Genomic DNA, 22,323 nt, shown 5'->3' with positions numbered 1-22,323 from the left:
AGGAATAGTAGAAAAATGCCAAATAAAAGTTATCGAAACGCAATTAAAGAAGCAATTGAATTAGAAATGCGCCGAGACCCAAGTGTCATTGTGGTTGGTGAAGATGTTCGTGGTGGGCATGGTGGCAAAAATACCGATGACAATAAACTGGAAGGTTTTGGCGGTGTGCTTGGCGTGACCAAAGGCTTATGGACTGAATTTGGTTCTGAGCGAGTCATTGATACTCCAATTACAGAATCTGCGATTATTGGTATGGCGGCAGGTGCTGCTGCAACGGGTTTAAGACCTGTGGCAGATTTAATGTTCATGGATTTTTACGGCGTGTGTTATGACATGCTGTATAACCAAGCGGCTAAATTCCGCTATATGTTTGGTGGCAAAGCCAAAGCGCCACTCGTTGTACGTGGCATGATTGGTGCAGGTTTTTCTGCAGCAGCACAGCATTCTCAGTCGCCATATAACGTATTTGCCTCAGTGCCTGGTTTAAAAGTGGTGGTGCCTTCGAGCGCCTATGATGTGAAAGGGTTGTTGATTCAAGCCATTCGAGATGATGACCCAGTAGTCTTTTGTGAACACAAGTTGTTATATGACATTAAGGGCGAAGTACCAGATGAGGCCTACACCATTCCTTTTGGTGTCGCAAATTACACCCGTGAAGGCACAGATATCACCATTATTGCCTTAAGTTTGATGGTGCATCGTGCCAATGAAGTCGCTGATAAGCTCGCAAAAGAAGGCATTTCGGTTGAAGTGGTTGACCCTAGAACCATTTCACCATTAGACGAAGATGGCATTTTAGAGTCAGTAGCTTCAACAGGTCGTGTGGTGATTGTAGATGAATCAGCAGCACGTTGTGGTTTCGGACATGATGTGGCTGCGCTTATTGCCCAGAAAGGCTTTCATTATCTTAAAGCACCAATCGAATTAGTCACTCCACCACACTCACCCGTACCATTTTCACCAGTACTAGAAAAAGAATGGCTACCTAGTGTAGAACGCATCGAACAGGCTGTACGCAAGACGTTGGAGGCTTAGGATGAGCGAAATTAAAACTTTAGAAATCCCAAAATGGGGTTTGTCCATGGAAGAGGGTACGATTGCCCAATGGCTGATTCAGGAAGGTACCCAATTTAGTAAAGGACAGGAAATTTGTGAAATTGAAACCACAAAAATCGTCAATGTATTGGAGGCACCTTTTGATGGCCTGCTACGAAAAATTATTGCTAACGATGGTGACACACTGGTCGTAGGTGGAATCATTGCAATTTGTGCAGACGCTCAAGTTTCCGATGCAGAAGTTGAAGCATTTGCACAGTCTTTAGGTGGAACACCTGCTGTAACTGAAAATAAAGCGGTAGCAGCGGTTCCTGAAAAAGTCGATGTGGCTCAAGTTGAAACCAAAGTACAAGCTGCTCCTAAACAGAACAGTGTTGATAATGGATCAAAAGCGGTGACTCAGGGCGGATATTCTATTCCTGATGAGTTACAAGGCTACCAACAAAGCGATGATATTTTTGCAACGCCACATGCCTTGAAATTGGCTGAAAAGCATAATGTAAACTTGGCTCAGATTACGGGTTCTGGACGTGAAGGCCGTATCAGTGTTCAAGATATTCAGGCCGCAGTTCAAGCTGCTGGTGGTTCTTGGCCAGATGTACGTCATCAAGCCAGCACGAAAGCCGCGAAATCTAAAGCAGATGACAGTTATGTTCTAGCGACACCTGTTGCCCGCCGTTTGGCAAAACAATGGGGCATTAATTTGCATGATTGTCGCGCATCAGGTTCACGTGGACGAGTCTGTAAGGAAGATGTTGAAGCTGTATATCAACGGGAAAATCCTGTACAAGCTCAACATACTGAGTATGCGCATCCAACAGAGTCTGCAAAATTCACCACCGTAGCTATGAATGGTATGCGTAAAGCAATCGCTGCACGGCTACAAGCGGCAAAACGCAATGCACCACATTTTCGCTTAACGATAGACTTAAATGTTGAGTCGGTTCAGGTTTTGCGTCAGCAAATTAACAGTACTGTACCGCAAGTCAAACTGTCCATTAACGATATGCTGATTAAAGCTGCTGCTGCTGCACTGATTAAAGTTCCACAAGTTAATGTTCAGTTTGATGAAGAGAATCAGCAGATTTTACAGTTTGAACAGGCTGATATTTCGGTTGCTGTAGCCATCGAAAATGGACTGATCACGCCAATTATTAAAGCAGCGAACCGTAAATCTTTGGCGCAAATTTCCAATGATATGCGTGATCTGGCGACACGTGCCAAAACTGGAAAATTGGCACCTAATGAGTTTCAAGGGGGCAGTTTCAGTATTTCCAATTTGGGCATGCTTGGTATTCCACAGTTTGATGCAATTATTAACCCGCCTCAAGGTGCAATTCTAGCCTTAGGTGCAGCAGAGAAACATGCTGTCGTTGAAAATGATGAGATTGTTGTTCGTGAAATGGTGACCGCAACATTGTCTTGTGATCATCGTGTCATTGATGGTGCGTTGGGTGCTCAATTCTTATCGGCATTTAAGCAGTTTGTCGAAAATCCTGCATTAATTTTGGTGTAGGAGGAATAGCCATGTCAGATACACAATTTGATCTTGTGGTTATTGGTGCTGGTCCTGGAGGATATGTCGCTGCGATTCGCGCAGCGCAACTGGGATTAAAAACGGCAATCGTTGAAAAACAACACTTAGGCGGAGTGTGTCTTAATTGGGGATGTATTCCAACCAAGGCATTATTGAGCGGGGCTGCGCTTGCGCAGCAGTTCAAACATTCTGGGCAGTTTGGCTTTACGCTTAACGCGATTGATTTTGACATTCAAAAACTGGTCCATCATAGCAGACAGGTTTCTGAGCAACTCGTGCAAGGTATCGGTCAACTATTGAAAAAAAATCAAATCACTGTTTTTAACTCAGCAGCCCAGTTTATTGCCAAAGAGCAATTAGAGCTTACAGATGCGAATGGTCAAAAACAGCAGATTTCTGCACCGCATATTATTGTCGCAACAGGCGCACGTGCGGCCAATTTGCCTCATATTCCTGTAGATGGCCATCAGGTCTGGAGTTATAAAGAGGCTTTAGTTCCAGAACAATTACCAAAATCTTTACTGGTCATTGGTTCGGGTGCTATAGGCAGTGAATTTGCAAGCCTATACCAAGACTTAGGCTGCCAAGTCACCTTGGTTGATATTGCCAAGCAGATTCTCCCTAGCGAAGACATTGAAGTTGCGAAGTATGTACAAAAGCAATTTGAACAGCAGGGTATGCAGGTTTTAACCGAAGCGACTGTAAAAAAAATAGAAACTGATCAGGCTCAAGTACATTGTCATATTGAAACTGCCACAGGTGTGCAAATAATTACTGTTGAAAAGGTGCTTTCAGCTATTGGCGTGAAACCGAATGCTGAAAATCTTGGCCTAGAAGCTTTGGGAATCGAATTTGAGAATGGTTTTATTAAAGTCGACTCATGGTGTAAAACCAATGTAGTGGGCATTTATGCAATTGGTGATGTCGCAGGCGCACCGTGTTTGGCACACAAAGCCAGTCATGAAGCCATTCTTTGTGTGGAGAAAATTGCAGGCCTAAGTCATGTACATGCTTTAGATCGTACACAAATTCCGGGCTGTATCTTTACCCATCCGCAAGTGGCCAGTATTGGTTTGACAGAACAGAAAGCGAAAGCTGCGGGCTTGAATATCAATGTGGGTAAGTTTCCTTTACAAGCGAATGGTAAAGCATTGGCTTTGGGCGATAGCGCAGGATTTGTTAAAACCATTTTTAGTCAGGAAACAGGTGAATTGTTGGGTGCTCACATGGTTGGACATGAAGTCACCGAACACATTCAAGGGTTTGCCATCGCGAAATACCTAGAAGCTACAGATGAAAGCTTAGCGCAGGTCATTTTCCCTCATCCTACTTTGTCTGAGGCGATGCATGAGTCGGTCTTGTCGGCGATGCAACGTGCAATCCATATTTAAGGAGTCGCAACATGCCTAGAGGTTTAAACAATAAAGTTGCATTAATTACGGGTGCGGCACAAGGTATTGGACGCGGTATTGCCTTACGTTTAGCACAAGAAGGTGTTCATATTGGATTGGTCGATCTTCACCAAGAAAAGTTAAATACTGTTCAACAAGAGGTTGAAGCCTTTGGCGTAAAAGCCACCACATTTATTGCGGATATTTCAGATCCAATACAAATCAGTGACGCTATTAATCATGCAGAATCGACACTTAATGGCTTTGATATCATGATTAATAATGCAGGTATTGCACAAGTCAAAGCTTTGGCAGAAGTAACGCCGAGTGAATTTAACCAAATTATGAACATCAATGTCGGTGGTGTACTTTGGGGGATTCAAGCCGCAGCAAATAAATTTAAACAACGCCAACAGGCTGGAAAAATTATTAATGCATGCTCAATAGCAGGTCATGAAGGCTTTGCTTTACTCGGTGTTTATTCGGCAACTAAATTTGCAGTTCGTGCATTGACGCAAGCTGCGGCTAAAGAATATGCCAGTGTTGAAATTACTGTAAATAGTTATTGTCCGGGTGTTGTTGGTACAGACATGTGGGTCGAAATAGATCAGCGGTTCTCTGAAATTACAGGTGCACCAATTGGTCAAACGTATAAAAAATATGTAGATGGTATTGCTTTAGGACGTGCTGAAACACCAGATGACGTGGCTGCATTAGTTGCATTTTTAGCCAGCGAGGATGCAAACTATATTACAGGTCAGTCTATTTTGACAGATGGTGGAATGGTTTACCGTTAATATCAACATAAGGAATACACAATGAAAGCAGCTCGTTTTTATGATCGAGGGGATATTCGAATTGAAGATATCCCTGAACCGAAAGTACTTCCAGGCACAGTTGGAATTCAAGTTGCATGGTGCGGTATTTGCGGTACAGATTTACATGAATTCATGGAAGGCCCTATTTTTATTCCACCTTGTGGTCATCCACATCCAATTTCGGGAGAATCTGCACCTGTAACAATGGGACATGAATTTTCAGGCGTAGTTTATGCAGTTGGTGAGGGTGTAGACGATATCCAAATTGGACAACATGTCGTAGTTGAACCCTATATTATTGCGGATGATGTCCCGACTGGCCTGAATGATAAGTATCATTTATCAAAAAATATGAACTTTATTGGTTTAGGCGGACGTGGCGGCGGTCTTTCTGAAAAAATTGCAGTTCAACGACGTTGGGTACATCCTATTTCAAATGATATTCCCTTAGATCAGGCCGCATTGATAGAACCTTTATCTGTCGGTCATCATGCCTATGTCAGAAGTGGTGCAAAAGCTGGCGATATAGCACTGGTTGGTGGAGCAGGCCCTATAGGCTTACTTTTATCAGCCATTTTAAAGGCTAAAGGTCTCACGGTCATCATTACTGAATTGAGTGCAAAGCGTAAAGAAAAAGCGATAGAAGCGGGTGTTGCAGATTATGTGCTAGATCCATCTAAGGTTGATGTGGTCGCTGAAGTGATGAAAATTACGGAAGACCGTGGTGTTGATGTCGCTTTTGAATGTAGTAGTGTTAATAAAGTCATGGATACACTGGTGGCGGCGATGAAACCAACTGGTGTGGTCGTTATCGTTTCGATTTGGAGCCATCCTGCCACAATTAATGTGCATAGTGTGGTTATGAAAGAGCTAGATATTCGTGGCACGATTGCTTATGTCAATGACCATCAGGAAACCATCCGCTTAGTCGAGCAAGGTAAGATTAATCTAGAACCTTTTATTACCCAACGTATTGCATTAGATGATCTTGTTTCTAAAGGCTTTGAAACGCTGATTCATAATAATGAGTCTGCAGTAAAAATTATTGTTCATCCGTAGTAAAACCTAATTTTAACGACAAATTTGAATAAGCTAGAAATAAACTTTATGTAGCTATTTCTAATATCTTTAGCGATAGGGAGTGACTCTGTACTTACAGATTCATTCTCAAATTTAAAGTGTTGAGTGCCAGTATGATTTTGATCATACAGCCTAGTAAAGATAGAAAATAAGTTTTTTAAATAAACCATAGGGATATAGACTAAATTTTGCTAGGAGAGTGGTGGCAGCCCACCACCAATTAAAAGATGTCTACAAAATCATTGGCTATTCAATAGGTTTAGTTTACTGTTTGGTATAAAATATTAGACTGAGGTTGGGGTTTTGAAAGCTACGATTTCTGTTTGGCTTTTTGGCATAAGACATACAAATATAAGCTTTCTACTTTTTCACGTGCCCATGGTGTGGTACGTAAAAATCGCAATGATGACTTAACACTTGGATCTATGCAAAAACATCTAATTTCAATTTTACGACTTAAGCCTTCAATGAAGAGGTTGTTATGATTTCAAATGTTTTAATTTTAAAAAACCACTAGTGTAAAATGGTTTGATGTGAGGGGTATGTATTTTTATAAAGTTGAGTTTTTTGAATTTTAACGTGTTAAATATATTTTACTATCTTAATTTTTTTTGTTTTTTATAGTGCTAATTATTTGAAAGTGTAAATTATTAACTTGAGGGTGGTTTGGTTGTAATTATGGGTTCGGATAAGTTGGTGGTTTAAATTGTTTAATTTTATTGAAATAAAGACCTAATATGGCTGAATAATATATTGGTTATATCGAAATGTTTAAAGTATCGAGTTGTTAGTTAAATTAATTATCTACTACTTTTAGAAGAATTCTTTAGAGGTGTTAAATGAGTCAAGGTTTGGATGAAATAGAGGTACGTCTTACTATAGAAGAAGACTGGGAAATTCTTAAAACAGTTCGTTTGGAGTCACTTCTAGATAGTCCCGATGTTTTTTCTGCCACTTATGCCATTGTTGAGAAATATAGTGAATCTGAATGGCGTGATAGGGCTGCGCATAAAACTAAATATCAATATATTTTAGCAATCAAAGATACCCAAGCTATTGGAATTGTTGGCGGGATACAAAATTCAGCTCATGATTTTAACTTAGTGGCGATGTGGGTAAATCCTAAATTTCGTGGAAAGGGAATTGCAGATATTTTGATCTCTACTATTAAGGAGCTAGCGATTTCTAAAGGGCACAATAGGATTGTATTAAGTGTATCACCTGGAAACTCTAGAGCTGTTGATGTTTATTCTAGACATGGTTTTGTTTTTATATCTGAGTGGGAGGTTTTACCACTTAGTTCTGGTGAAAAAAATCAAAAAATGGAATGTTCCGCATTATTTTAATTTGCATTAGGAACTGGTCAAAAATCAAAATGTGCAAGATTATATTCTACTATTTAGTAGGTGAATATGTTGAGTACTATTAAATTAATTTTGGAAGTATAATTAATGAAGTCATTAATTAAAAATTCAACTAATTTTTTTCCTCTTTCATTTGAACAAGAGCAATTTCTGTCCAAGGAGGAGGTCAAATGTGTTAATGAATTTAATAATATATCTGCGATGACTCGACTAATTGGGCAAGTTCAAATACCAGAGATGCTAGCTGCCTTGAATGAAATTGTGCGTCGTCATGAGATATTTCGTACCACATTTAATATATCTGACCAGTTTTTAGTACAAACCATTGCAGCACAATCCTTTAATCATTTCCTGATTCATGCTCTTAAAATTATGATTTATCTCACTTTTAATTGTTTTATTGGCTTTTGAAAAGTTATTTATAATTTTTTTCTTTATTGTCATATATTTATTCAAGTTTTCTTTAATTTTTTGAATTTCTTTTAACGTGAGTTGTGGTTGTGATTGGATGCTTAAGTATTCATCAATCAAAAAGTTGTAAAACTTTAGAAAGGATCTAATTCTATGACCAATTGTTGTGTAATTGGTATGGTCTGTATTTCTTAGCCGAATAAGATTGCTATCAACTTTTTTATTATTTTCTAAATAGACAATGAAATTATCAATTTCACCTTGAATGATCTCAAAATTGTAGGATGTCGAGTAGAACGACTCACAAAAGGATGTTGAAAACTTTTCATGCCAAAATTCATACCAAAATTTTATTGCGATTAAATCTGCATGCTGTGTGGATATGCTTTGAAATCTAAGGAATTTCATTGTGTACAGCATAGGGTACAAACATGGACAAGATGAATTTAGATCAAATAAAAGAATAATTTGATTTTCGTTTGAGACTTTCTTTTCTAAATGAATTGTTTTTAAAGCAAACATAGTAAAGTTTATGAAGTATTCTCAAGGTAAACATATCATATTTTATAAGTGAAATAGAAATCACTTAAGTTATTGAATTTTGGTTTAAGTAAGAAGGATATGAAGTTATGGTTAGGTGTATCGGATTTAACATAAAATTACGTTATGCGACATCAAGCGCAAAAGAGAAGGGCGATAAATTCGCCCTTTTTTATTTATAAATCTAATAGTCTGGATCGACATAGATTATCAGTCTTTTTTTAGTACTTCTTCACGATATTTCATTACATCGGAAGTTTTTATATCTTTTAGATGTTTTCTTATAAGTGTATGAAGAACATCAGATTCTTTTATGCGTGACTTCGTTTCAATCATCATATTTAAAGTAAGTTCCTGAAGCATTTCTTCCTCTTCATCTCGAATTCTAACTGTAGTGGACATTTAGTTGCTCCATGTGATTTGTAATTTATATCGTATTACATGTTGTTTTGTAACATCTGACATATTATTTTTCAGTCAAATGTAACTTGTGACAAATTACAAATGACTAAAGAACAAGCTTTTGAAGACGTATCTAAGATTATTTTCGACCGTGCATGTCAATTAATTGTCGGGGGAAATCCTGCTTACGAATCAGAGATGGTTCTTTTTCACATTGAAATGGTCATGACAGAGTGGGGCTATCGTTCTGCAAAAGTTGCTGAGTACTGCGATTCACTAAAACAAGAAAACGACATCATGCGTAATATGGGGATTGAATAATGTTGAACAAAAAACAATCAATACCGCAAGTTTGTACGTGGGGAATGGGATTTTTAGATACCCCCATTAATAAGATGCCGGTAAAGATTTATGCGTGTAAACCCACATTTGTACAAAACTGGAAGCTATGACAGATCAAAGGGCGTTTTAACCAAGGCTGACTATGTGTACATGCGCGATCTACTGGAGACTGTGCTAGAACAACTGCAAAATTCAGAATTAGATAACGATAAAGAAATAGATCAGCTCAAACAGTTTTTTATTAAGTTAGATCATCACATCGATAGGCTGCGCGCGTAGATTTCGGCATAACGTATATTATGTTCATTAGCGTACTCGGCATTGTGAATATAATTTTACTGAGATTCACAATGTCGAGCTGTAGCACCAACTGAGGTTGCGTAGGCTACAGTCTTGGATATTCTATTTAACATAATATACATTATACGTAATCTAAGTCATTTATAAAAAGCCACATCATCAATTGTGGCTTTTTATAAATGACTTAGATTACGTCAAATTCAATTCGACGGTTTTTCTTACGACCATCTGCAGTCGCATTATCAGCAACAGGTTTGTTCGAGCCTAATCCTTCGACGCTTAAACGTTCAGCTGCAATACTTTTATTGATCAAATAGTTTTTAACAGCTACAGCACGCTCTTTACTTAAAGCAAGATTCTTTGCAGCGTCACCTGAACTATCTGTGTGTCCAATAATTTTAACCTTTTTTCCACCAACCTTATTCAGAGCCACCGCCATTTCATCTAAGATTTGAGTTCCACTCATAGCCAAAACTGCACTGCCAGATTCAAATTCTATAATTCTGTTTTTAAGTGCTTCATCTACAATTTGCTGCTCAGCCTGATTGACAGAAAGCTGCGCATTTAAGCGATACGGTGGTGTTACTAAACTTTGGAATAAGTTTGTTGTTGGCTGAATTTCATTTGAACTCGATATTTTTCCATTAAGTTCCATTTGCGTACCACGTACAGAAAGTTTACCTTGGTGAACTTTTTTTAACTCTGGAACCACCATATTCGCAACAGATTCACTCCAACCATTCGGAGCATTAACTGCTTTAACCTTTATTTTATCAATCACTTGGTCAGTGCCATAGACACTGTACATCTTGTTCAAAATGATTTGCTTACTGGCATCATTTGGAACAACACCTTCAATAATAATCGGTTCAGCCCAGACATTCACGCTCAAAACCAACGTTAAAGTCAGCAGCCATTTATTCGACTTAAATCTATGATTTATTTTCATATTTTATTAATCTATAAAAGTTTTTTTAAAAAGTTTCACAGCTTGTATTAAGCTCAATTGCCGCTCACACAAAGCTTGCTCCAGCGTTGCCAAACCTGCATTTTGCTCTAAATATGCATCAATCCAATTGGCTTGAACCAATGAAACCCAGTGATCTGAATCTAACTTTTGCGTGAAAATTTCACTTAAAGTCATAATATCTGCCCCTTGAAAGCCAAAAAGCAGTACCGGTTTTTCGCTATGCAAAATCCCTATCAGAAGCTCAGCATTTTGATTTTGAATAAAAAAACTAATTAGATTGACCCAAAAAGCTGCAATTTCATAGCAGTAGCTAGAGTTATTAATAGGTAAAATCAACACTTTAGTTAAGCGACTAGTACCATGTTGAATGACGGGCTGTAACAATAACCCGAGTCCAATCATGCTTTGTGCAAGCTCGTAACTGCTCATTCTTAGTAATTGAGCAAATGAATGTATCGTATGGTGTTCATAAAATGCCGAAACTTCGCTGTGATTAAAAACTTGTATCTCATTATTTAATTTAGATAATTTATCGAGCACGATATTAGGGTCACGTATCGAACGTACCACACGATTCTTTTGAAATAAGTCGATTAAAGTTTGCTTATAGCGATATGGCGCATAAATAATATTATCAAAACTATTTTCAACTTCTAATAAATGACTCAATACCATTGGAAATTGACGGCCAGAACTATCGTGACTGGCAATCAAATTTGCCACAAGAAAATTATTTTCTTGTGGATTGGCAATAAAAAAGTCTAATGAAGGTAGCTTTTCATACGCTTGACTAAATCCCTCTGATTGCATGGCATGTTCTAATGCTTCAGTAATCCACTGATCAATTAGTTGAATTAAGGCATACTGACCGCGTGTTTTTAAGAAATCACCACGTGCAGGACATTTTCCGTAATATAAAGCTAAAGTCCGCAGTTCATCCATCGCAATACTCCTTACAACCTAGCCACTTTCTAGAAATCATAAACGAGGCTCCTGTATACCTGGTGTTGGAGCTTTAGGACTTGCAGCTGTTGCTGAAGGTGTGGTTTGCGCTGCCACCACACGTACGGATTTATTGGTGACAATTTGATCGACCAGTTGCATGCCATTGTAACTGCGCTGCCCGCCTACTCCACCATTGGCGTCCCCGCTGATTAAACGGAAATTGACTTTTACTGCAAGCTCTGGATTTTGCTGATTTCTCCAAATCATTTCATAGCTTCCGCCACGTTGCGTTCGCTCAGCACCATCAATTAAACGATTAATACCATATTCACCAGGTGCCTCAAAAATCGTATGCGTTTTCCCATCTAAATCAATGGCTGTAATACGTGCACCTGGAATTGCTCCGGCATTTGGCCATACAAAATTCACCCATTGTTGAATACCGTTTTCATAAAGCATTCTTTGTCCATCAATATCAATGGTATAGGATAAAAACTTAGGATTTTCAATTGGGTAAAATTGAAAATTGGATTGCGCCGTAGCCGCAGGTGCAGACGAAGCTTGATTTAACGCTCCTGTTGCCATCCCATTACTTGGCGCAACATAGCTTTGAAAATTCATTACAAATTGTGGATTCAAGCTGATCCCTAAATCTTTCCACGTCTTAGAAGTCAAGGTATAACCACGACGAATAACAAGTGGATCAAGATACTCTTTGACATAACGCGCAATACTGCCATTTTCGCCAAGAATCTGGCTAATTTCATTGCTTGTTGCTTGCAGTGTCGCTGAAGAGTTAAATGGATATTTTTTACTCAGGTTCGTATTGAAAGGTTGGTAGACTTGCATAACCCATAGCTTATTCATCTCATCTTGCGCTGGGAGAATTAAACTTTCAAATGATTGTGTCAGTGGCGACATCAACAGCTTTTGGAGCAGTTTCTGATCAACCTCAGATAGGCCAACTGACATTTTTTCATCGACCAACTTCTGCGTTGTATTAAAGACAGAATTTTGCTCATTAATGGTCGACTTAACCAAACTCATCGCAGATGGCCCAATATCACCTGAGCTTTTCAAGTCATTGAATTTACTTCGAACTTGAGCTAAAGATTGCATGTATTCATCAAGCAAAGACTTATTTTGTTGATCATCACGTTTACGCACCAACTGATAAAACATTTGGAATTCTTTAGAAATCGGGCCTTGCGCTTGATTCATGACTTTAGCATCAATCTGAGTTTCATCTCGTCTTAATACTTTGCGTTTAAACCAAGCCACAAAACCTGTTTGTGGCGCTGCCAGCTCCGCCATTACGACTGGATTGTCCCAACTGGTTTCTTTCGCAACGCGATCAAAAACACTACGAATGGGTGAGTTTTCAGGCTCGCCTAAAACTTGGACAAAGCTCGCCTGTTGTCCGTAATCCTTAGCTTTGGCATAATGTATCGCACCTAAAAATTTCCGCCATTCCGCAATATATTCTTTTTTATAGAGTTCTGTGAGCTGTTTACGGATTTGATCTGGGCTACCACTAAATGATAAGTCATCCGACTGTGTGCTGTTGAGTACCCAGTCTTTGGTATCCGTAGGTCGTTTTGCAACTTCATCGATGGCTTGTTCAACATATTCTGACCATGCAGCATGTGTAAACATACCCGGTAAGGCATAACTGCCTAAGATTGCATTTTGATTGGCATCGCCAAGCATTTGCTTTATGGTTAATGCTGGATAACGGACAGCCGCACGCATTTTTAATTCATTATAAACTCGGTCTCGTGCAGGCATTCCACGAATAACAGACAGAAGAACTTGACGCGTTTGATCCACCACCAAGCTGTCTGAGCTGAGTACTGGAAATTTAGGATCGCCAACTAAAGTCATGCTATACGACAAAATTTGCTCTGCCTTTTGGATCATTTCTCCGCGCGGCATTTGACCACGATTATTATCCAACCATGAACGCCAGAAACGTGTGACTTGATCACTTAAATGACTTGCATCCATATATTGAGTATTACCCATCATTAAATAGGCTTTTAAAGCATTGTATGCATCTTGTGGATTTGCATCATTAGGCTCTAAATATTGCTGGGTTTTCGCAACAGGTGTCAGCTCTACATTTGCATGGTTTGTGCGCAATTTTTCTTCATTGCTTTTCACCCGCTGTAGATATTGGGCAATATTTTGTTGTGTTGGAATCAAGACGATTTGCTCAACACCCTTTAAATATTCTGTTTTTAGCTTCTCCTGCAGCTCATCTCCCTGATATAGACCAAAACCCAGCTTTAAAGGACGATCTTCTTCAAATTGGTCCAACTGCTGCATACGTTCCTGTAAAATCAAGAGTGCACTCAGTTGTGTAGACAACTCTTGACCCGATTGCTTTTCAAGTAAAACGACTTTGTCTAAATCGGCTTGTACGTCTGCAATCAATTGCTGATTATTCCGATAAGACCACACCCATAGACTTAGAATAATAGCTACACCAAATAAAGCGGCAACAAAGGCAATATAACGCTGACGCTTTCGGCTAGGGTTAATATGTTGTTTAACGAGGTTCTTGTCTTTGAGAATAATGTCAGAAAATAAACCTTTTAAAAAATAGCCATGGTTTTGAGAAACTGAGCGCGTTGGAATGCCATTTTCATTGTCTAAACCTTTTTGCAATAAAAAGTCTTGAGCAATTTGCTCGGTCATTGGACTTTCAATAATGCCTTCTTGCAGCGCACTGGTGAAATAAAAGCCACGGAAAACAGGTTTAAATTGATAAGGGTTATCTTCAAACAGTGTGCCGATAAATGTCTTTAACGCAGGCTTTAAGCTCTTAAACTCTAAAGGAAATGTCATGACACTTGGAGAAATATTCTGCGAATGTCGGCGGCTGAGATGTGTCGTACTGACGCCTTTTAAACCGTCATATAAAATTGAATAATGTTTTTCAAACAATTCAACAGCATTATTGGCCCCATCGGTTGTATAAGGCAGTGTTGCCCCCCAAACCTGATCAAATTCACCGACTTCATAGCATTCAAAAAACTCAGTAAAACCTGCAATCAAATCCATTTTAGAGAAGACCAAATAAACAGGCGAAAAAACCTCTAAACGCTCAGTAAGATCTTGAATTCGTGCACGTAAATTCTTTGCCAGTTTGATCGACTTTTCTGGACTGTTACTCACCAACTCAGCAATACTGACAATCACAATCAAACCATTGATTGGTGCTTTGGAGCGGTTTTTTTTCAAAATATTTAAAAAACCTAACCATTCAAAATGATCTTCCGCATAAACGGAATAACGCCCTGCAGTATCTAATAACACGCCTTCTGTTGAAAAAAACCAGTCGCAATGACGCGTTCCGCTGAGTCCAGCAGAAACTGATTTTTGATGGGTTTCTTCAAAAGGAAATTTTAAACCTGAGTTATAAATGGCCGAACTTTTACCCGCAGCAGGATTACCAATTACCATATACCATGGCAACTCGTAGAGTGCAGCATTGCCCTTTTTATCTCCCAGTTTTGATTTTCGAATCAACTGAATAGATTCTTTCATTTGTTGCTGAATCAAATGAAGTTCATCTTTGTTTTTTTGTTTGCCATATTCCGCATTGGTATCATGTGCAATGGCATCGGCAAGAGCTTCACCTTGTGCTGCATGTCGACGACGTACAATGAGTAAATAAATCCCCCACAGCATCACCCCGAATACATAACAAATCATTAAAGGCCAAAAGATTTTGGCTGGAATGACGTTATACATGGCCATTAGTGCGACAAAACCCGATATGGCCATAATGGCTTTCGGGTTGCTCACATACTGCCAAACATAACCTAAGACGTTATAAAATAAAGAATTCACAATACTCTCTTATTCTTTTTTAATTTAAATGGTTGGTTCTATAGGGATATTACTGTCTTCACACGCATGTAGAAAACAATGTGTAGACAATTGATCAGTGCTATAAATCATCGCCATCAACTCATCAGGCAAATGCATACTCAACATAAATCCAAATACTTTGGCCAAATGCTGCGTATGTCCAAAGCTTTGTTTGGTATGAATGAAGTGATGCGATTCAATCCCACTTCGATCGAAAGTTTGGTTAAGTTTTTTCATGGTTTGAATGTCTGTAATATCATCGAGCATCAGCACAAAAGGCTGAATATCTTTAAATTGTTCTAATTGCTTCATCGGTGGGGATGCAAAATGATTGGCAAGATTGGCCTCGTTTAGTGCAATCTTGAGTTGTTTTAAGGGTTTGATATCAAGTAATGGTAAAGAAGATGATGCTAAGCACCAACTAGAGGCATATTCAGCAGGCAAGTAATGGTCGGTTAACCATGTTTTTTCATCAAGCAGTTCTTGGTCAATTTCTGAATCTACATTCAGGATGAACGTGATTTCTTCTGACTGCTGAGAAATTTGCTCCAATAACAGCATCCACTCTTTATAGGCTGTTTCTTGACTGAAATAATGGTGCTCAAGATGAATTTGCTGCGTAATCATGCCCAGTGAACTTAAATAATCCTGTACGACACCACTGCTTTGTTCTTCATTCCAAGCATGTAACATCGATTCAGGCAGCAGCATATGTATATTGATACGGTTTAATTTAGCAACCTGCTGCACATCAGGTTGTTCCTCTGGTTCATTGCTATCATATTCACTCCTAGGATCAATCCATGCCGGATGCATACGATACTCATAGGCCAATTCACTATCATAAAATAAGGCAGATTGCTTTAAATGCTGTGAGATTTGCCACAATGTTTCTGCATGTTGCTCTAGTTGATGCTCGATCAGGGCTTGGATTCGCAGATGGCGCGGATGATCAACAACTTCATCATCGTCCTGATTTGTAATGACATGATCTAGTGCATGTATGCGATAAGACAGCATCGGTAAGCCATAGGCATTTTGTAATTGCGTATCGAGCTCTGGGCTTTTAAATTTTTTAATCTCGTCAAGAATCTCGTCATTTTCCCCAAAGGCACTATATGCAGACGAGGAATAAATATTCAGGTTTAACCACTGAACTTCAACAGCTCCAGCCTGTTGGTTCTCATCATCCTGATGCTGCTCTACTTGTGCTTGTTTTTGTTGCTCTTTACGCTTTTGGTGAGCTTTAATTGCACGATAAATAAATACTGGAGACCATAAAATTACGCACAGAATCAATGGAAATAGAAGTAAATAATTAAGCAGGTCTGCCCCAGTTGGGTCATACTGAATATCACGCCAGTAAAAAATGACGATTCCTGCGACAAACAACAATAAGCTGCTCAAAGTACCAATAAAGAGCTTAAGCATGTCCCATCCCCATCAATGTATAACAGGTTTCGTGATTGTGTTCGGTCGGCATCGGCATTAAAAAAGCGCCTTGTGATAAACCAATGGTCATCGTTGAACTCAGCTGAATCGGTTGAATATCCTCTTTCCTCAGGATGATTCTTAAATCCACCCCAAGCGTTGGACTCAGCCAGCTTGCAAGTAATCGTTTAAGTTTTATACTCTCAGCTTGATCGGGTAAAAATTTTAAATACTCGGTGTATGAGACGGGGCCAACTTCTATTTCAATTTTTCCATCTATTTGACGGATATTTTCTCCACAAAAGGTATTAATGCCTAATTGATTATTGCCCCCCAGTGTGCTTCTTTGTTCAGGGGACAAGCGAAAGATCTCTTCCACAAATTCTTTAATTTTAAACGGTTGCTTAAACACACAGCCCAGCATGGTTTTTAGCGCATGTGCTGTATTATTTTGCCCCTGCATTAATCCAGCGAATTCAGCAAAATAATCATCTAAGTCCTGTTGCTCATGTTGAGCACTCACATAACCATTTAGTGCATGCAAAATATCGAGGTAATGGTTTTCTTGCTCAATCTCATAGCGAATCGGTAAATGGTAAGCTAAAGAGGCGTCCACATATTGCGCCGTGAGCTTGTGATTAAATAAACCTAAAAAATGAAGTGTTTCATTCCGTTGTATACGCGCACTTTGTTTAATTTTATTGGTATAGCTATACGGTAAGGTGCCCTGAATCCCAGTTAAACCAATCATTAAGTTGGTTAAGTGAATTTTTTCTTCGTCAAGGGTCAAACTCTCAATTTCGGCATTCGGGAAATTGAGATTCAGTGAACTATGAAACTTAAACTGCTTTGCCCAATCCCCTTCTTTTTGGGCATGGGGAGCTTCCGCATGACGTAATAATCGCGTGGCCTGAATAAATTCAAAAGCGTTCGGTTGTTCAACCAGTACGTCAACTATAGAAGTGTCTTGCCACCAACGTTCTGCACGCATTGGTATAACTCCTGTTGAGATTGAGCATCTGAAATAACAACATCGACAAAACTGTTCATCTGGACTTTTAGATTAAAGACATGCGACAACAACTGACTAAAAATATACAGGCTATGTCCTCGAAACACTTTCGAATCAACCCCTAGATTTACTTTCAACCCTCGTATAAAGAGTGGGAATGGTTTTGCATCCACCATCTTTTGCTTTAATTCAAAACTAACCGACTGAATCGCATTAATAATAAGGTGGTTTTCTTTGAGCTGAGGCAGGTTATACAGTTCAAGCAATTCCTGAATATGGCTTAAAGCATCGCCCTTGGTGAGAGATAAAGTATTTAATGATAAATGCGAAATGATCCGCCATTGCTCTTTTTTATTTTGTTCAAAGTAATAGGGTTTATTCGGTCTTTTTAAAACCACAGCTCGCCGTGCCAGACTACTGTCATTCAAATTTAATATATTGTTGGCTTGGCTCAATGCCTCATGGGGTAAATCACGATTGGAGCATAATAATTGCGTACTGATAAAATCAGATTTGGTTGTTTCAGGTGATAAATGTTTTGAAATAATACTATAACCTGTTTCAACATATTTATTTTGTAGCTGTGCCGAATTCAAACTATAAAAAAACTGAGTCTCATCCTTTTGATAATGACTCATCGCAAAGAATGGATAAATGTCAAAAGTAGTTTGATCTTTATTTGACTTTTCACGAATCATTTGCATTTTAGTAATCGAATAAGTTTGATAAAACTCAGGATGATGAGCATCGGTAATTAAAGGATATTCGAGTTGTTGATGATTAATTTTTTGAGGTTCAGCCTGTTTTTTAAATAAATTGATAACTGGTACTACATATAATTTAAAGTTCGCGATATTCAACTCAGAATAATTTCGAATATTGACCTGATCATTTAAATTCAGTTTAAGATGAATCAAAATTTCAAACTGATTTTGCTCTTTTTCTAAATATTTTAACAAACCTAAGTTCATATTGAGGAAATTAAATTTTTCAGAAAAACAGAAATATTCCATCAACAGCCGGTATGCATGATGTGTATGTTGATCCAAGGGCAACAGACTTTCAGTTTCAGCAAAACCCATGATACTAAACGGATTTGTGATGTCGATGACGCGATGACCAACCTTTAATGAAAATCCTGTACTCGACTGGAACACAGCATCCAAAACTTGTAGTGGAAAATTGGATATCGCATCCAAATAAATAGGCAAATTTTCTTTTTCTAAAATTCGATGTGCCTGATTAAAAATATTAAATCCTAAGCTAAGCGTTGCATTTTGATTTAAATGCATATGCGCACTAGGATTGGTTTTAAAATTGAGATGACTAAGTTCAATGGGTAATAACTTTAGTTCTTGTGTGGTGCTAAATTCACACTGTACACCTTTAAAACTTCTTGATTTTATTGCAGTATTTTTAGGAATAAGATGAGCTTCAGTTAATTGTTTACACTTATTTAGGTCTTCAAAACTGACCACAGTACATGCAGGAAATGGTTTGAGGTATTGAGGGAACATCACCTCAAACAAAGACCGAGTAAAGATGTCGTAACTGTCCGCCAGTTTCTTATCGATTCTTGCTGCAATTAAAGAAAAGGACTGAATTAAGCGTTCTATATGTGGATCATCTACTTGCTCTTGGTTTAAGGATAAACGCTGAGCGATTTTTGGATATTTTTGCGAAAACTCACGGGACTGCTGCCCAAATTCTTGTAATTGTTTTTCGTAGTACGGTAATAATTCTTCAATCACAAATCAGCCCCATTAAGCTCTTGCAGAAATAACATATTGTTGTGTTGTCGGTTTGAGCAAAGCATCAAAAATCACGGGTTCATATAAAGGATGAATATTTAAATAGGCTTGAATACTCAAACACAACGCCCCCATATTCTGTCCATCAAGCAACATTTCGACTTTGATTTGTTTCAGTCTCGGCTCATGTGCAGTAATAGACGCTGCAATCGACTGGCAAATTTTATCGCGATCGGTCGGATTTGCAGTCGATAATCCAACAAAATCAATGATTCCAAATTGAACAATGGACTTTTTCACCAACGGAAAAGCATCAATTGAATCATTAAAATTCGCCATACGACTGTTCAACAAATCTTCTAAGTCGGTCGCGACGGATTCACGTAGCTCCTGAAGAGACATCCCCAATCGGTCCTGTTCAGTGGTCGGTAGTAATCGGTCAAATAGCGTTTTTCTAAACCCATAGGGATAAAGCTGATCTAGATTCATGTTGATTAAAATCATCTCGCATAAATAAAGGCCAACGTTGGTTAGCCTTTATTTTTTCAGTTATTTTTATGCAGCGTATGATGCAGTATTGTTTGATAGAGACCATTTCTTGGTCACAGCACCTTTTTGTGTGCCATTAATATCTTGCTGGTTATACGTCCATTCCACAGCAGCATATTTCAAACCAAACCCTTCAAGCGGAACACCTTCCTCACTTACTGTTGGCGTAACACTTGAAACCAAAACATGCTTCAATTTAATTTGTAGATACTTGATGCGCTTATCGCCATTTGCACGATAAAAATCAATTTGTACTTCATCAAAGGTATAACCCGCTGAACATGCTTCCCAAAGTTTTGGACTGGTTGCATCCAAATCTTTAACAAACAGCATATCAGAATGTTCAACACGTTCCGCTGTATGACCACCAACACTTGATGATGTTGCAGACTTTGGCTGACGAATATTGTGTGACCAAGAGTTCACCTCTAACCAGCCTTGGTGCTCTGTATCACGTGACTCGCCATCGACCTTATATTTACCTCTGAACTGTACGTATATGTCTTTCATTTGTAATCTTTTCCTATTCTAAAGTTATTATGTGTTGGCACTCAAATTAGTTTGAGGACTGAGGTAACTCAGTAACAAGTCGCAGTGATACTGACAACTCATCCAACTGGAAATGTGGTCTTAAGAAAACCACAGATTTGTAGTGCCCCGGTTGTGCTGGGTTCTCTACAACTTTGACAGATGCTTCACGCAGCGGATATTGCGCTTTCGCCTCTTGTGAAGCCCCGTCATCAAGCAAAATATATTGAGCCAACCACTCATTTAAAAATGTTTCAATGTTTCCAGCCGAAGCAAAACTTCCGACTTTATCGCGCATCATGGCTTTTAAATAATGTGCAATACGTGAAACGGCCATAATGTACTGAATTTGGCTAGATAAAGCAGAGTTCGCATTGGCAGAATCGCTATTATACTTTTTAGGTTTCTGCGTCGATTGCGCACCAAAAAATGCTGCATAATCCGTGTTTTTACAATGTACTAAAGGAATAAAGCCAAGATCACTGAGTTCTTTTTCACGACGGTCGGTGATGGCAATTTCAGTTGGACATTTAAAGACCACTTCACCATCACTGGTTTTAAAGGTATGAACAGGTAATCCCTCTACCAAACCACCACCTTCAACACCACGAATGGCAGCACACCAACCATGCATATCAAAAGCATTGGTCAAACGCGTACCAAAAGCATAGGCTGCATTCATCCACAAATATTCATCATGATTTTGCCCAGAGACTTCTTCCACAAAGTTAAAGCCTTCAGTCGCTGTACCTTCCTTAGGGTGATAAGGCAGACGCCCCAATACACGTGGCATTGTTAATGCAACATAGCGCGCATCATCACTTTCTCGGAAAGAACGCCACTGGACATATTCAGCGGTTTCAAAAATTTTGGATACTTCACGCGGACGGTCAATATCCGTAAAGGATTCCAATCCGAGGATGTTGGCATCTGCTGCAGAAATAAAAGGTGCATGTGCAGCTGCAGCAACATGTGAAATTTGTTCCAGCAAATACATGTCTGAAGGTGTACGATCAAACTCAAAATCGCCAATTAATGTGGCATATGGCGCACCACCAAATGACCCATATTCTTCTTCATAGATCTTTTTAAACAATGTACTTTGATCAAAGTCCGTTGCGCCTTGAAAATCCTTGATTAATTCTTTCTTCGTTGTATTCAACATACGAATCTTAATCAATGGATTAGATGGCGTTTCTTGGCAAAAGTAATATAAACCGCGCCATGTCGATTCAATTTTTTGAAATTGTTCATCATGGATAATTTTACTGAGCTGCGTCGAAATGAGCGCATCAATTTCAGCAATACGCTTATCAATCGATAATGTCATATTTTCTGAAACAGTAATCGTCCCCGCCATCACTTCTTTAGCAAGTTCGCCAATTAAACTTTTCGCTCGATCATGCTCTTCTTCATTTCGAGCAATTCGACTACGTTCAACGATTGAATCTAAAAGCGTAAATTCTTCAGTAGTATCTTGAGCAACTGCAGCGGATTGGGCATTATTCATTTTCAGCCTCCACACTCATTTTGCGTACTTGATCTGTATTTTGCAGAACTTGATCAAGTAGATCTTCTAAGCGCTCATTATTCGAAATTTTGTTACGCAAATCAGTTAAACGTTCACGAGCTTCCACTAATTTTCTCAATGGATCCACTTGCTGAACCACATTTTCAGGACGAAAATCTTCCATCGACTTAAACGTCAAATCAACAGACATACGTCCACCTTCTTCAGTCAATGTATTTTCAACTTGATAGGCTGCACGTGGTGCTAAAGACTCCATGACTTCATCAATGTTTTCCAAATCAACATTAATAAATTTTTTGTCTTTGAGCTTGGTTTTTTCTATTTCAGATGCCGCTGAGAAATCACCTAAAACACCAACAACAAATGGTAATTCCTTAATTTCTTTAGCATCACCAACTTCAACATCATAAGTCAGTTGTACCCGAGGTGGTCGAATACGCTGTAACTTTTTTTGGACGCTTTCACGTTTAGCCATATGAAAATCCT

Annotated in this window: 19 protein-coding genes and 2 pseudogenes; 8 read left to right on the top strand and 13 right to left on the bottom strand. The window is 38.8% G+C overall.

Going from position 1 to position 22,323, the window contains the following annotated elements; all coding sequences use genetic code 11:
• Positions 1-15: 15 nt before the first annotated feature.
• From HYI04_RS08290 to HYI04_RS08270, 5 genes are read left to right on the top strand one after another with little or no spacing between them, the layout of a single operon-like run.
• A complete protein-coding gene (locus HYI04_RS08290) occupies positions 16-1,035 on the top strand; it encodes an alpha-ketoacid dehydrogenase subunit beta (RefSeq protein WP_004979604.1) in 1,020 nt (339 codons plus the stop codon).
• Between the two features lies 1 nt (position 1,036).
• Complete coding sequence (locus HYI04_RS08285) at positions 1,037-2,572, top strand: 2-oxo acid dehydrogenase subunit E2 (protein WP_178896065.1); 1,536 nt, start codon at positions 1,037-1,039, stop codon at positions 2,570-2,572.
• Positions 2,573-2,583: 11 nt separating this feature from the next.
• Positions 2,584-3,984 (top strand): dihydrolipoyl dehydrogenase, encoded by a 1,401-nt coding sequence (gene lpdA / locus HYI04_RS08280; RefSeq protein WP_010326710.1) that lies wholly within the window; start codon positions 2,584-2,586, stop codon positions 3,982-3,984.
• A gap of 11 nt (positions 3,985-3,995) precedes the next feature.
• Positions 3,996-4,781, top strand: coding sequence for an acetoin reductase (locus HYI04_RS08275; RefSeq protein WP_010326711.1), 786 nt, complete (start codon positions 3,996-3,998; stop codon positions 4,779-4,781).
• A 21-nt stretch (positions 4,782-4,802) separates the two neighbouring features.
• Complete coding sequence (locus HYI04_RS08270; RefSeq protein ID WP_010326712.1) at positions 4,803-5,861, top strand: 2,3-butanediol dehydrogenase; 1,059 nt, start codon at positions 4,803-4,805, stop codon at positions 5,859-5,861.
• A 331-nt stretch (positions 5,862-6,192) separates the two neighbouring features.
• Here HYI04_RS08270 and HYI04_RS08265 read toward each other — a convergent pair.
• A pseudogene (locus tag HYI04_RS08265) lies at positions 6,193-6,348 on the bottom strand (VF530 family DNA-binding protein); the annotation flags it as partial.
• Positions 6,349-6,721: 373 nt separating this feature from the next.
• Between HYI04_RS08265 and HYI04_RS08260 the strand changes: the two are divergent.
• Positions 6,722-7,228, top strand: coding sequence for a GNAT family N-acetyltransferase (locus HYI04_RS08260; protein ID WP_004692085.1), 507 nt, complete (start codon positions 6,722-6,724; stop codon positions 7,226-7,228).
• Between the two features lie 105 nt (positions 7,229-7,333).
• Complete coding sequence (locus tag HYI04_RS08255; RefSeq protein WP_129556769.1) at positions 7,334-7,657, top strand: condensation domain-containing protein; 324 nt, start codon at positions 7,334-7,336, stop codon at positions 7,655-7,657.
• Here the strand turns inward: HYI04_RS08255 and HYI04_RS17030 are convergent.
• A pseudogene (locus HYI04_RS17030) lies at positions 7,580-8,179 on the bottom strand (site-specific integrase); the annotation flags it as partial. The gene HYI04_RS08255 and the pseudogene HYI04_RS17030 overlap by 78 nt on opposite strands.
• A gap of 228 nt (positions 8,180-8,407) precedes the next feature.
• Positions 8,408-8,599, bottom strand: a complete 192-nt coding sequence (locus HYI04_RS08250; RefSeq protein ID WP_004979651.1) for a hypothetical protein — start codon at positions 8,597-8,599, stop codon at positions 8,408-8,410.
• 102 nt (positions 8,600-8,701) lie between these two features.
• On the opposite strand from HYI04_RS08250, the gene HYI04_RS08245 reads away from it, so the two are divergent.
• The gene (locus tag HYI04_RS08245; protein WP_178896064.1) at positions 8,702-8,920 is read left to right on the top strand and encodes a hypothetical protein; all 219 of its coding nucleotides are present in this window, start codon (positions 8,702-8,704) and stop codon (positions 8,918-8,920) included.
• A 505-nt stretch (positions 8,921-9,425) separates the two neighbouring features.
• Here the strand turns inward: HYI04_RS08245 and HYI04_RS08240 are convergent.
• From HYI04_RS08240 to tssB, 10 genes are all read right to left on the bottom strand, one after another.
• Positions 9,426-10,190, bottom strand: a complete 765-nt coding sequence (locus HYI04_RS08240; protein ID WP_010326717.1) for an OmpA family protein — start codon at positions 10,188-10,190, stop codon at positions 9,426-9,428.
• Positions 10,191-10,196: 6 nt separating this feature from the next.
• Positions 10,197-11,153, bottom strand: a complete 957-nt coding sequence (gene tagF, locus HYI04_RS08235; protein WP_010326718.1) for a type VI secretion system-associated protein TagF — start codon at positions 11,151-11,153, stop codon at positions 10,197-10,199.
• A gap of 36 nt (positions 11,154-11,189) precedes the next feature.
• Entirely contained in the window at positions 11,190-14,948 is a 3,759-nt protein-coding gene (gene tssM / locus HYI04_RS08230; protein WP_171293180.1) for a type VI secretion system membrane subunit TssM, read from the bottom strand.
• Between the two features lie 90 nt (positions 14,949-15,038).
• Positions 15,039-16,466 (bottom strand): hypothetical protein, encoded by a 1,428-nt coding sequence (locus HYI04_RS08225; protein WP_094148603.1) that lies wholly within the window; start codon positions 16,464-16,466, stop codon positions 15,039-15,041.
• Positions 16,459-17,457 carry a type VI secretion system baseplate subunit TssG gene (gene tssG / locus HYI04_RS08220; protein ID WP_094148604.1) on the bottom strand — a complete coding sequence of 333 codons (999 nt, stop codon included), beginning with the start codon at positions 17,455-17,457 and terminating at the stop codon, positions 16,459-16,461. Before tssG ends, HYI04_RS08225 begins: the two co-directional genes overlap by 8 nt.
• A complete protein-coding gene (gene tssF / locus HYI04_RS08215; protein WP_010326722.1) occupies positions 17,421-19,229 on the bottom strand; it encodes a type VI secretion system baseplate subunit TssF in 1,809 nt (602 codons plus the stop codon). Before tssF ends, tssG begins: the two co-directional genes overlap by 37 nt.
• Positions 19,230-19,241: 12 nt before the next feature.
• Positions 19,242-19,718: a type VI secretion system baseplate subunit TssE gene (gene tssE, locus HYI04_RS08210; RefSeq protein ID WP_010326723.1), complete on the bottom strand. Its 477-nt coding sequence runs from the start codon at positions 19,716-19,718 to the stop codon at positions 19,242-19,244.
• A 66-nt stretch (positions 19,719-19,784) separates the two neighbouring features.
• Positions 19,785-20,288 (bottom strand): type VI secretion system tube protein Hcp, encoded by a 504-nt coding sequence (locus tag HYI04_RS08205; RefSeq protein WP_004693082.1) that lies wholly within the window; start codon positions 20,286-20,288, stop codon positions 19,785-19,787.
• A 46-nt stretch (positions 20,289-20,334) separates the two neighbouring features.
• The gene (tssC, locus tag HYI04_RS08200) at positions 20,335-21,816 is read right to left on the bottom strand and encodes a type VI secretion system contractile sheath large subunit (protein ID WP_004693079.1); all 1,482 of its coding nucleotides are present in this window, start codon (positions 21,814-21,816) and stop codon (positions 20,335-20,337) included.
• A complete protein-coding gene (gene tssB / locus HYI04_RS08195; protein ID WP_004979583.1) occupies positions 21,809-22,312 on the bottom strand; it encodes a type VI secretion system contractile sheath small subunit in 504 nt (167 codons plus the stop codon). The genes tssC and tssB overlap by 8 nt, the downstream gene beginning before the upstream one ends.
• Positions 22,313-22,323: the final 11 nt, after the last annotated feature.

The organism is Acinetobacter sp. SwsAc2 (assembly GCF_013391465.1).
GTDB classification, from domain to species: domain Bacteria; phylum Pseudomonadota; class Gammaproteobacteria; order Pseudomonadales; family Moraxellaceae; genus Acinetobacter; species Acinetobacter johnsonii.
The sequence above is the reverse complement of the archived record's forward strand: the minus strand, read 5'-3'. Positions and strand labels throughout refer to the sequence as shown.